An 11553-nucleotide genomic window follows, 5' to 3' on the forward strand; every position below is an offset into this window, starting at 1 on the left:
GGAGCTGGGGAAGCAGGGGGAGCTGGGGAAGCAGGGGGAGCTGGGGAAGCAGGGGGAGCTGGGGAAGCAGGGGGAGCTGGGGAAGCAGGGGGAGCTGGGGAAGCAGGGGGAGCTGGGGGAGCAGGGGAAGCTGGGGAAGCAGGGGGAGCAGAGGAAGCAGGGGGAGCCATAGTACATTTCCCCTGATAGCGGTGCAAGGGTATAAAAGGGTTTAACTCTTTTTCCGTGAACAGGAGCAAATATCAACAGGCTTTTCGCCAAGCCTTCGATCGCAATAACCCCTCCATTCTCCTGCAACAAGGGGAAGCCTTTCTCGACGGATACGCCTTGGGGGATGAAATCCGAGAATTAGAAATTGACCCCAAGCGTGAATTTGCTGCATTTGCTACCGTATTCATTGAAGTGGCTAAGCGATCGCGCACTCCAGCAGACGTTCTCACCAACCAGAAAATCGACTCCTTACAAAAATCGATGAGAACCCTGCATCAACGGTTGGATCGACTCCCCACCTTAACCGGAATTCGTACCGAGATAGCGCGGTTGGCGGCACAAGAATCTCTATTATCAGCCCAGGAATCATCCACCGAAATCCCCTGTCCGGCGTTTGGTTTAGCCGGATCTCGCAGAATCCTACGTCTTGTATTCTTTGAATCAAGCGTAGATGAATGCGAGTCAGGATGTAAGTTGTTCACAAATTCCTTTTCTCCATAAATAGGGTTGGATTTTTCTGACATCAGCCGTTAAGTTTTTATCAGCATACAAGGCTACTCTAGTTCCTAGATTTTGCATTCCTCGTACTCGATAAACGTTTCCGTCGAATATCACCAAATCATTGGGTTGGTATGGGTATCTTGATTTTCTGATTGAACGCCTACCTATACTTACTATTTGTCCTCGATAGGCTCTCAGGTTTTCATCATTCAAATTTTTGTTTCGAGTACGCCTACCTGAAAACAGAGTTGAGCTCAGTCACCTTTAGCCCAGATGGTCAAACACTAAAGACTAAATAAAGATTACGTTGTAGTAATTTATCATAGCTAGTCTATAAGATGCAAAATTTCCCTAAACTCCTCATAACTAATTTGGCGATCGCGGTTGGTGTCGGCTAGCTTCAGCATTGCCTCAATTTCAGCGTGAGTAACTTGGGAATTAATCTCTCGCAAACAAACTTCTAATTCTTTGCCACTAATGTAACCTGAATCATCCTTGTCCAAAAGCCGAAAATATGCCATTAGGCGCTCGTCTTCGTCTAAATGTTTGAATGAATCAAAGGTATAGCTGATGATCATGCGCCACAACTGATGCGGATCAGTTTGTTTAATAATCTCGGCTTCCTCCGTTGTGGTAACCCCGTAATCTTGGCGAGTCTGCTCAATGCTTTTTGATTCACGTTTCGATAATTGCTTGAGTAAGGTCTCCAAATCAGTCATCGGCTTTTTGCCATTAATCACTTCAGCTAACTCGGTGACTAAGTGTTGCTCTGGATGATTCTGGGAAAACTCCAGAATGAGCGTCAAGAGGGCTTCACGATAACTTTCTTGACGCCACCAATCTTCACGACTCCTGGGGTTTTGCGGATCAAGCAGATCAGGATCTTCAACTCCAAGCTCTGTTAAAATTCCCTGATGTTCAGCCTCAGAAATATCGAGTTCCCGCCGCATTGGTTGAAGAATATTCAAACTGCTGGAAACGTCAGCATACCCTTCATTAAGAGCTTCTGTCAAAATTCCTTTATAAGCCTGAAGCCGTTTTTCCTTGGTAAAATTTGGCAAAATCTTAGCTAAAACATAAACTTCATCAGCATTTAGAGAATCGAGCGATCGCCCTTCTAAAAAACGTGAGATATCTAAATTTAATTTACTGAGCTGTCGCCGCAGTCGGCTGGCTAGACTTTCTTTGCGGTAGCGTTGGGGATGGCGTTGCCATGTCCGGTAGAGCCATAGCGTACTACAGATGGCAATAAGTAGTGGAAATAAATATTGTATCGGTGCAGGTAACAACCGGATAAAATTTCGTCCGGCAAAGACAAAGAATAGGTTAAAGACAAAGAAAGTACAAAGGGTAAACATCCGGTGACGGATTAGTTCTTGACTTAGGGGTTGCTGCTGGCGTCGCTGAACCGCATTATAGCGTTTTTCTATACTAATTCCTATGCTAGATGCGGCAAATGCAAATGTGGCTAATGTCAGCGGAACAGCGACTAACTTAGGCATGGAAATGGGCTGATTTCCCAGATAAAATCCTGGACTCATTAATGTAGCTAGCTGATTTTCTTGATGCGCCCAAACGCCAGAGAAATAGTAGTCCCAATTCCCGGCATAAAGATAATAATAAATGAAGTAACCCAAGACCAATCCGACATAACCGTAGTAGAGCCACTGTTGTTGCGGTTGCATAATCGTTTCCCAGTAGGAACGCTCCGCATCAATATCAATACAGGGACTCTGACAAGCCACACAAGCACTCTGTTCTTCGCCTTTTTTGTTTAGGGTGCGACACATCGATTGCGTAATCTTTTGGCGATCTTCCTCATGAGCTGTTCTCGTCAACAATCCTCTAGGTTCAGCATAAATTTTTTGCACCGGAGCCATGGGACAGAAATACTGACACCAGGATTTACCCTCATAGAGGTAGCCCACTACAATTGCCCCAATAATGGTTGTTAATAAAAAAATTGCCAAGGCTGTGCGATCGGAATTGACGAACAAAATTCTGCTACATAATCCTAGATAAAACAGTCCAAATTGGAGATACAAATGATTCCGACCTAACCAGGAATTTTGAGTCACTTTTACTCCCTGATAGCGTACTTTACCAGTTTTAGGATGAACTCGTCGTTGTTTCCGTTGCCATCCCAAAGCGCGAGGAATTTGGGACAGGAATGACAATGGACATATCCGACGCCATAATTCATGTCCAAATACCAACAAAATGAAAATAGCGGTGGGGACAATTATGCCCCAAAAAATAGGCGCTCCCAAGGCATAAGGACTCTCTTCTATACAAGTTCCCTGAACATTTACACAAAGAGTAGGGTCAATTCTTAAAGGACTAACTGTATTGTCAGGAGTGGTTAATCCAGGAGAGAAAGGGTCATAGAACAACGAAAGAATTAGTAACAACCAACCAATGGTCAGCAGCCATCGAAAGCGGTGCATTTGGCGTTCCGATATTTGCATACTATTTGTTGACGACCTGATTTATAACTTAGCTAGACAAAGAGTATACTACCATAATCAGCCTGTAAATAGGGGACTTTGCTGGCGAATGTTACAAAAGAGCGTCAAATCCAATAAAATTAAAATCGTTAGCTACTCTAACGTATTTCGGTCAATGCCCACCCGACTTTAAGTAGGTGTGGACAATTAAAGTTAACGGTGGGGATCGTCATTCGTCATTCGTCATTCGTCCTTTGTAAGGGTTTGAGGCTTGTTAACATAACTTCATAAGGTTGAGTTTATTTCCACCAACCTACTTAGAGTGTGTAGGCAAATTGTAGTGGCGTGACGCAGCCAGTAGGTTGGGTTAAAACTTAAACACGCTCACACCCCAGCACTAAAGATTTGATTAACCGTCAAGTTCAACTCTGGAAAAATTGCTGACACAATCCGCTCATCTCCCCGAAACTGCTGCACCTGGTACACACCATCAACAAGTTGATAAACCGAAAACGTCGGTTGCTTAGGATTACCAATATAACGCCTACCGCCTAATCCAAGATAGTCTACAATCCAATACTCAGGAATGCCCATCGCCTCATAATCTTCCAATTTCAGGGCATAATCATCGCTCCAATTCGTGGAAACCACTTCTATAACCAAACGGATAGAAGTCCCAAACATAATGATAGATTCATTGTCCCAGCGAGATTCGTTATTCGCCACACCAATCTTATCTAAAACAATGACATCCGGCTCATAACTCGACTCGCGTGCAGGTTTAATCACGCATTCTTTCGGTATAAAATAAGGCAGTTGAGACCGCCGAATTTCCAGGAACAGTTCCCCAGATGTAAACCCAGCCACCTCCGAATGCTTCCCCCTTGGTTTAGGCACTGCAATAATTATCCCGTCGTGCAATTCGTAGCGATACTCTGGATTCTCTGGATACCAGTCAATAAATTCGTCAAATGTTAATTGTTTTGGTATAGCTTGAATCATCGTCTCACAACCTTAGCAATACCTGAATTCTTCAATTCTTACACACCGGAACTGAAATCTTACTTGGTCGTTGGTGACTGGCAGCGCGGACAAAAATGAGACGAACGCCCGGACAACTTAATCCTCTCAATTGGGGTCTCACAGACGCGACAAGGCTTTCCTGTGCGACCATAGACCCAAGCGACTCCACTGTAGTTACCATTGACGCCCTGGACATTGAGGAAGCTGCTGAAGGTTGTGCCACCCGCCTCAATGCCCGCTTTTAACACTTGAATAATCCCTTGGTGCAGACGTTCAACTTGGTTTACACTTAATCGGGCGCAAACAGTTTGAGGGTGAATCCCACTCACGAATAAGGCTTCATCAGCGTAGATATTCCCCACACCTGCCACCAGGGATTGGTCAAGGAGGGCGGTTTTGATCGAACGCTGAGACGTTTTCAGCTTCTGAGTCAAATACTCTGGGGAGAAAGCATCCGAGAAGGGTTCAGGTCCTAAATTTTGCAATCCCGTGATAATGCGATCGCACGTTTCCCCAGGCGGTACCCACCACATCCGACCAAAGGTTCGTTGATCCACAAAGCGCAATTCCTGTCCTTGAGGAAAAAACAAGCGCACTCGCGTATGCTTCTGTAAGGGTTCCGTTTGCTGAATCCATAGGAGTTGTCCACTCATCCGCAGATGCACCCCTAACCAGCCAGCATCCCCATTCTCAGAGTGGGTAAGTTGGGCAAGCAGATATTTACCCCGTCGATGCCAATCGGTAATTCTCGTCTGCTTCACACCTTCCCAAAATGCCGCCACAGAAACAGGGTAGGCGATGGTGCGCGGGAGCAACACATCCCCACCCTGAATATCCTGGGTACAAGTAATTTGCTTCAGACCCAGGCGAATTGTTTCCACTTCCGGCAATTCAGGCACGGCTTCGGGTGATTCCGTTCCGTTACTTCTTCTTCTTCTTCCCTGGTGCTACGACTACCAGTTCGCTTTCCGCAAAGTTATTGGTATTGATGCCAGAATAGTTGACTTTATCGAAACGGACGATGACAGGATAGATAATGCCGCTCTTGTCTACGGTTGCTACCGTTCCGACATCGTTATACCAATAGGATTCTTTGCGTTTAATCCGAACTTTTGCGCCGCGTGTTACTTCTGCCATATCAATTTTTCCCTTACGAATCTAGTTTTACAGCGTACTACTGGATGAGGGGTGTCTGCTTACTCTTTACTTTAAGTTTTATTACAAAGATGGGTGGAGAAACCCCTTGGTTTCCAGATATAGAGGGAGATAGGACAGATGCTGGGGGGCGAAAGCTGGTGGAGATGGGGAAGCGGGGGAAGCGGGGGAAGCGGGGGAAGCGGGGGGAGCGGGGGAAGCGGGGGAAGTTTATATGACCTGCTTCTGTTTCCCGACACCCCATACCCTACACCCGACACCCCATACCCGACACCCCATACCCGACACCCCATACCCGACACCCCATACCCGACACCCCACACCCCATACCCGACACCCCATACCCGACACCCCATACCCCATACCCCACACCCCATACCCGACACCCCATACCCGACACCCCATACCCGACACCCCATACCCGACACCCGACACCCCATACCCGACACCCCATACCCGACACCCCACACCCCACACCCTTTTGAACCTAATCCCGCCATCGCACTTGTACGAAATAAGCAGGTCGTCCCCAGATATCGGAGGTATCGCTAATATCCTCAACAGCCAGATTAAAAGGAATCGCCGTGGTGAGGTAGCGTTGAGCCAGAATACCAATGTCAGGGGTAAGTTGGGTGGCTGTAGCGGTGGCTAGACCTAAACCAATCAGTTGTTCAATCGGACCACGGGGTAGGAGAAGATGAGCGCCTAGGGCTAATCCAGCCGTTAACATCATGCCAACGGAGAGATTCGTACCGCAACGAGGATGTACCGCTAAATTCCATTCCCCTTGGGTGAGACGATTCAACGCCAGAGGAACCGCACGTCTCAAGTCCGATACATTCACCTCACCATAGAGGTAAAATCCTTGTTCAGTAGATAAACCACCTAAAGTATCATTATCCATCTCATGCACGGTGGTAGCTGTACCCGCACGACTGCGACTAGGGCGTGACGTATAGTTGGCATTGGCTAAATCAGCCAGAACCCAAACCGTTGCATGTTCAAGAGCGTGAACCTGACGCAACATTAACAGTTCTTTTAACCCTGGTACAAAAGGCAGTTGCTTGAGTAAGTCTGTATCTTGACTGGGATAGGGTGTAGGAACGTTAAAATCCCACGTCTGAGCAGAAGTCGTATAAGTCATAGCAGGATGTACTCTCAAACTCGCCGATATTCTTTTCACTGTAGCGTTGGTTGTTGGAGAAGTCAGGAAAAATGTACCATTGCTCCCAGACGTACCATGGCACGTCTCTACATTGCTTCCCCAGCTCCCTCTGCTCCTATAACGACGCGATACAATACCAGGTAAGCATCTAGACACCGTACATCTTAGTTCGTGCCTGTAACAAAGATTGGTGTCAATACTGCTTGGATAAGACTGATCCCCCCTAGTCCCCGGAGAATAAAAAGCATAAGCAACATCTGGCTTCCCTGTGTAAAAAAGCGAAGCCTCCTCTGGCTTCCCTGTCAAACCAAAACGAACCCTTCTTTAACTTTCACCTTTTGAAGAGAAAGGCAAGGGGGATCTATAAGGGAAGAGGGAGATCTGAATTTGACAGATGTGCCATGGCACGTCTCTAGCTAACGTTTGACGTTTGACTTACCTCATGAGTAATTTTCCAGACTTATCCAGCCACGGTTTCAGGGTTGTTCGAGAATTAGGTCATAATCGTGCCGGTGGGAGAGTCACCTACCTAGCGGTGCCAATTCCGCCCCTGACGTCAGAGGGAACGCTGAAAGAACCTGTTGTGATTAAACAGTTTCAGTTTGCCCAAAGTGAGGCACATTGGTCAGATTATGACGCCATCGAACGGGAAATTCAAGTGTTACGTGGCTTGAATCATCCAGGAATTCCCCGTTATTTGGATTCATTTCAAACTGAAACGGGGTTTTGTTTAGTCCAGGATTATAAAAAAGCCGCGTCTTTAGCGGTGCGGCGTAGTTTTGATCCGGCTGAGATTAAGCAAATTGCTGTTTCATTACTCAATATTCTCATTTATTTACAAAATCGCATTCCGCCAATTAGTCATCGGGATATTAAACCGGAAAATATCCTAGTTGATGATGAGTTGAATGTCTACCTGGTTGATTTTGGCTTGGCGCATATCGGCGGGAGTGAAATTGCCATGAGTAGTGTGGCGAAGGGGACAATTGGGTTCATCGCGCCGGAATTGCTGTTTAATCAACAAGTGAGTGAAGCCTCGGATCTCTATGGCTTAGGCGCAACGCTGATTTGTTTGCTGACAGGTATTGCTTCAACTGATATTAATCAGTTAATTGATGAAGACTATCGGATTAATTTTAAACATCGGGTTCCTCGGCTGAGTTTGCGGTGGATTGAGTGGCTGCAAAGGATGGTGGAACTGAAACCCAAAGACCGTTTTCTGGATGCGGAAACTGCTTTAGAGGCGCTGAACCCGATTTATGTGATTCGAGTGCCGGAGGTAAATCTCAATGTCCCGTGTTTGGAAGTCACGGCGAAGAAATTGGGGGAAAAGATAACCAAAAAGGTCATTTTGACGAACTCTGTTCCTGATACGGTATTAGAAAGCCGTTGGCAAATCGCTCCTCATTTGAGTGATCCGCCCCACACGCCTGATTTTCATGAATGGATTTACTTTGAACAAACTCATTTTGTCAGCAATCAAGTGCTGTGTAAAATTACCGTGGATACGCGCAAGCTGATGGCAAATAAGCTGTATGAGCGGGAGATCTTAATTCATAGCAATTCTCATCCAGAAACCCAAAGCTTAATCCTAAACGTGAAGACAGCAGCTGTACCGATTCCGGCGAAGAAATTTCCCTATTTTTCAGTTGGATTATTAATTTTCTTTGCCGCTGCTGCAACTTGGGTTGAAGCCATGGCATGGGATGGTATTGTACGTCATAGTGGCACAGTAGGTGTTGCGATCGCGATTTTCATTTCGGTGTTAGTGGCAGGATTGGGACTCGTGGCGGCGATTACGTCGGGGTGGATTAGTCAGGGGATGGCAAAGGTGCGATCGCGCTTTGGGGTTAAGGTGAAAGCCTTAGATACCGTAGCGGCTGTTTTTTTTGCGGGTGTCGCGGCGATATTTGTGGCGCGATTTGGCGCTCAATTTCGGGCGACGGATATGGCAATTGCGGCATTTGCAGCGGTGGATGCGGTGGTATTTATGGCGGCGTTTGAAGGGGAAGGAGTTGCTCAAAGTTGTGTGCAACGGGGGTTTAGTCAAGGGTTGGCGTTTGGGGTTTCTGTCTTATCCGCCGCCTTGGGAATTAGTTTAGGAATGGCTTTGAAATTAGGGGTAGTTAATGGGATGGTTTTGGGGGCAATTTTAGGCACAGGTTTTCCTTTAGCTACGTTAATTTTATATCCACCATTGGATCGGGCGAAACGGATTGCCCGTTATCGCAAATTTGAGCGGAATTTAATTAAACCGTAATCAGAAGACTGATGAATTAGGGCGGGTTGTGTTGATCAGTTATCGGTGAGATAGGGCGGGTTTTGTTGTTCATTTATTGGTGACAAGTAGTTTTAGTCGCTAAACCCGCCCCTACAATACAATTGTTCCTAAATCTGCCCCTACCATTGCCGTGGCACGTCTTGACAGATTCCTTCCTATTAAAATACCAATGAAATTTGATGAACTCGATGCCAAAATTCGGGTTTATGAAACCGCTCATGATCACTGTGTTTTGCCCGGATTATATATGATAGCGCGGTTAGATGGGCGCGGGTTTACTCGGTTAACGCGGGAGGTGCATCCATTTACAGCCCCCTTTGATCAACGGTTTCGAGACGCGATGATTCTCACCGTCGAACATCTGATGAATTGCGGGTTAAAGGTTATCTATGGCTATACTCAAAGTGACGAGATATCCCTGCTTTTTGATGTCGCTGAATCTGCCTTTAATCGCAAATTACGCAAGCTGAACTCCGTATTAGCTGGAGAAGCCAGTGCGAAATTTTCATTGATCCTGGGTACAGTGGCGTGTTTCGATTGTCGTATTTCTCAATTACCGACAATCGAAACAGTGGTTGATTATTTTCGTTGGCGACAAGAAGATGCCCACAGAAATGCGTTAAACTCTCATAGTTATTGGTGTTTGCGGAATGATGGCAAAACTGCCCAACAAGCCACAGCGAGGTTAGAACGGTTATCGGTGGCGGATAAGAATGAATTGTTATTCCAACATGGGATTAATTTTAATCATCTACCGAATTGGCATAAACGAGGGGTAGGATTATATTGGGAATCTTATCAAAAGCCGGGATTGAATCCCCTGACAGGTGAGACAACCCAAGCCACGAGAAAACGGATTCGACAGGAGTTCAATCTACCGATGAAAGACCAATATAGTCAGTTTATTCGCGATTTATTGAGGGAAATTAATCCGTCTTAGGTTAGACGAACGGCATCAATGACATAAGACAAATGACCAACCATGAACGATTTCCAGATATTAAAACGAATTTTTAATGCCTTTGACCCCTTTCGCCCCTTACCCCCTGGTGATCCAACTTACGTGGATTGTGAAGAGGTGCGGGGCGATTGTGATATTTTAATTGAATTAGGACGGTCAATTTTATTATCAGATAGAGTCACCTGTAATCTCTATGCCGGACATCGGGGGGCGGGAAAATCAACGGAATTGCTGCGGCTGAAAGCTGACTTGGAACAGCAGAAGTATTATGTTGTCTATTTTGCCGCTGATGATGAGGATATTGACCCAGAAGATGCCCAATATACGGATATTTTACTGGCGTGTACGCGGCGGTTATTAGAAGCGTTGAAAGATAATGCTAAACCTGACCCCTTATTGAATTGGTTGAAATATCGCTGGGGTTCCTTAAAAGACTTGGCGCTAACCGACGTTAAATTTGAGAGTTTGAATCTGGAATCGCAGATGTTACAATTTGCCAAATTAACCGCCAATTTAAGAGCGGTTCCCAGTACGCGGCAAAAGATTCGAGAACAGGTGGATGCGAATACGGTATCCTTGATTGAGGCATTAAATGAGTTTATCACTGATGCCAAGCACAATTTACCCTGGGGTTGTTCCGAATTAGTCGTAATTGCCGATAACTTAGATCGGATTGTGCCGATTTATGAACCCAACGGGAAACGCAGTAATCATGATGAGATTTTCATTGACCGTTGTGAACAACTGAGTAAATTAAATTGCCATACCATTTATACTGTACCAATTTCCATGGTTTATTCAGATCGAGGAACCGTATTAGAAGATCGGTACAGTAAAGCACAAGTTTTGCCGATGATCATGGTACGCCAACCCACAGGCGAACCCTATACCAAAGGGATTGACAAGTTAAAGGAATTAATTGATAAACGCATTCGCCATAGTGTCCAAGATTTAACCTTGGAACAAGTATTCGAGGATACCAATACCGTCGAACAACTCTGTTTAATTAGTGGCGGTCATGTGCGAAACTTAATGCTATTAATGAAAACCAGTTTACAGCGCAGTCCTCGTTTACCCATCGCCAAGAAAGCCGTGCGTCGGGCGATTACCGAATTGCGAGAAACCTATCGCACAGCGGTGAATGAACCGGAATGGATGATGTTGGCACAGGTTGCCAAAACCAAACAGATGCCGAATCAAGACGAGTATCGCAAACTGTTATTTAATCGCTGTATTTTAGAGTATCGATATTTAGATGAAGGAGGAGAGATTAGAGTTTGGCATGATGTGCATCCCCTAATTTATGGGATTGAGCGTTTTCAATCCGCATTGAATCAACTGTTGTAGTTTGTAGTAATGGCTTTAGCCTATCATCGTATCGCAGAGCAGGCATTCATTTATGTTAACTTAAGGTGGCAATCCTAAATAATAAATCCCCCCTAGCCCCCCTTCGTAAGGGGGGAACAAGAAAAAGAGAAACCATGAAATTACTCAAAACTATTTTTTGGAAACAACAATTAGCGAGTAGGGTGGGTTAGGCGGAATCTAATTGGCGTGATAATCCTTTAATGAACTATCCGCCGTAACCCACCGATATAAGTTCTGGATTCATTTGAACGGAACAGAAGATAAAGCTGGATAGGTTATTGCCTAAAAACATCGTAGCCCGTAGGGTGGGTAATGCCCACCTGATATTTTGGTAAAATAGTGGCATAAATTTGACAATTAAACCGGGCGCACGTCGGTCATCCGTGTCAACTTAAGGTAGAAAACCAATGCTGGTAAGGTTTTAAGCTGTGTCTATCTACTC

12 protein-coding genes are annotated in these 11553 nt (G+C 45.6%); 5 read left to right on the forward strand and 7 right to left on the reverse strand.

From position 1 onward, the window contains the following. Positions 1–186, forward strand: a 186-nt coding sequence (locus RIC07_RS26335; RefSeq protein WP_446397099.1) for a hypothetical protein, incomplete at its 5' end; no start/stop codon positions are given. A gap of 39 nt (positions 187–225) precedes the next feature. Then, the gene (locus RIC07_RS26340; protein ID WP_446397100.1) at positions 226–711 is read left to right on the forward strand and encodes a hypothetical protein; all 486 of its coding nucleotides are present in this window, start codon (positions 226–228) and stop codon (positions 709–711) included. 326 nt (positions 712–1037) lie between these two features. Here RIC07_RS26340 and RIC07_RS26345 read toward each other — a convergent pair whose 3' ends face one another. The 6 genes from RIC07_RS26345 to RIC07_RS26370 all read right to left on the reverse strand — a co-directional run bounded on the left by RIC07_RS26345 (position 1038) and on the right by RIC07_RS26370 (position 6480). Beyond that, positions 1038–3179, reverse strand: a complete 2142-nt coding sequence (locus tag RIC07_RS26345; RefSeq protein WP_446397101.1) for an EF-hand domain-containing protein — start codon at positions 3177–3179, stop codon at positions 1038–1040. A 363-nt stretch (positions 3180–3542) separates the two neighbouring features. After that, positions 3543–4160, reverse strand: a complete 618-nt coding sequence (locus RIC07_RS26350; RefSeq protein WP_446397102.1) for a Uma2 family endonuclease — start codon at positions 4158–4160, stop codon at positions 3543–3545. Positions 4161–4219: 59 nt separating this feature from the next. Continuing rightward, a complete protein-coding gene (locus RIC07_RS26355) occupies positions 4220–5080 on the reverse strand; it encodes a DNA-formamidopyrimidine glycosylase (RefSeq protein WP_446397103.1) in 861 nt (286 codons plus the stop codon). A 22-nt stretch (positions 5081–5102) separates the two neighbouring features. Continuing rightward, positions 5103–5318 (reverse strand): photosystem I reaction center subunit IV, encoded by a 216-nt coding sequence (locus RIC07_RS26360; protein ID WP_006100856.1) that lies wholly within the window; start codon positions 5316–5318, stop codon positions 5103–5105. Positions 5319–5583: 265 nt separating this feature from the next. Then, positions 5584–5790, reverse strand: coding sequence for a hypothetical protein (locus RIC07_RS26365; protein ID WP_446397104.1), 207 nt, complete (start codon positions 5788–5790; stop codon positions 5584–5586). Between the two features lie 33 nt (positions 5791–5823). Further along, entirely contained in the window at positions 5824–6480 is a 657-nt protein-coding gene (locus tag RIC07_RS26370) for a DUF6391 domain-containing protein (protein WP_006101013.1), read from the reverse strand. A 463-nt stretch (positions 6481–6943) separates the two neighbouring features. On the opposite strand from RIC07_RS26370, the gene RIC07_RS26375 reads away from it, so the two are divergent. The 3 genes from RIC07_RS26375 to RIC07_RS26385 all read left to right on the forward strand — a co-directional run bounded on the left by RIC07_RS26375 (position 6944) and on the right by RIC07_RS26385 (position 11090). Beyond that, positions 6944–8761: a serine/threonine protein kinase gene (locus RIC07_RS26375; protein ID WP_446397105.1), complete on the forward strand. Its 1818-nt coding sequence runs from the start codon at positions 6944–6946 to the stop codon at positions 8759–8761. A 190-nt stretch (positions 8762–8951) separates the two neighbouring features. After that, positions 8952–9722 (forward strand): tRNA(His) guanylyltransferase Thg1 family protein, encoded by a 771-nt coding sequence (locus tag RIC07_RS26380; RefSeq protein WP_446397106.1) that lies wholly within the window; start codon positions 8952–8954, stop codon positions 9720–9722. A gap of 42 nt (positions 9723–9764) precedes the next feature. After that, the gene (locus RIC07_RS26385; RefSeq protein WP_446397107.1) at positions 9765–11090 is read left to right on the forward strand and encodes an ATP-binding protein; all 1326 of its coding nucleotides are present in this window, start codon (positions 9765–9767) and stop codon (positions 11088–11090) included. A gap of 226 nt (positions 11091–11316) precedes the next feature. Here the strand turns inward: RIC07_RS26385 and RIC07_RS26390 are convergent, their stop codons facing one another. After that, the gene (locus RIC07_RS26390; protein WP_446374388.1) at positions 11317–11457 is read right to left on the reverse strand and encodes a hypothetical protein; all 141 of its coding nucleotides are present in this window, start codon (positions 11455–11457) and stop codon (positions 11317–11319) included. Between the last annotated feature and the right edge of the window lie 96 nt (positions 11458–11553).

Source organism: Coleofasciculus sp. E1-EBD-02 (assembly GCF_040218245.1).
Classification (GTDB): domain Bacteria; phylum Cyanobacteriota; class Cyanobacteriia; order Cyanobacteriales; family Coleofasciculaceae; genus Coleofasciculus.

Bases quoted from the DNA above. Each gene is read 5' to 3' on its own strand.
- RIC07_RS26345 (WP_446397101.1), bottom strand. From the start codon at position 3,179: ATGCAAATATCGGAACGCCAAATGCACCGCTTTCGATGGCTGCTGACC.
- RIC07_RS26380 (WP_446397106.1), top strand. From the start codon at position 8,952: ATGAAATTTGATGAACTCGATGCCAAAATTCGGGTTTATGAAACCGCT.
- RIC07_RS26360 (WP_006100856.1), bottom strand. From the start codon at position 5,318: ATGGCAGAAGTAACACGCGGCGCAAAAGTTCGGATTAAACGCAAAGAA.
- RIC07_RS26350 (WP_446397102.1), bottom strand. From the start codon at position 4,160: ATGATTCAAGCTATACCAAAACAATTAACATTTGACGAATTTATTGAC.
- RIC07_RS26365 (WP_446397104.1), bottom strand. From the start codon at position 5,790: ATGGGGTGTCGGGTATGGGGTGTCGGGTGTCGGGTATGGGGTGTCGGG.
- RIC07_RS26385 (WP_446397107.1), top strand. From the start codon at position 9,765: ATGAACGATTTCCAGATATTAAAACGAATTTTTAATGCCTTTGACCCC.
- RIC07_RS26390 (WP_446374388.1), bottom strand. From the start codon at position 11,457: ATGCCACTATTTTACCAAAATATCAGGTGGGCATTACCCACCCTACGG.
- RIC07_RS26370 (WP_006101013.1), bottom strand. From the start codon at position 6,480: ATGACTTATACGACTTCTGCTCAGACGTGGGATTTTAACGTTCCTACA.
- RIC07_RS26375 (WP_446397105.1), top strand. From the start codon at position 6,944: ATGAGTAATTTTCCAGACTTATCCAGCCACGGTTTCAGGGTTGTTCGA.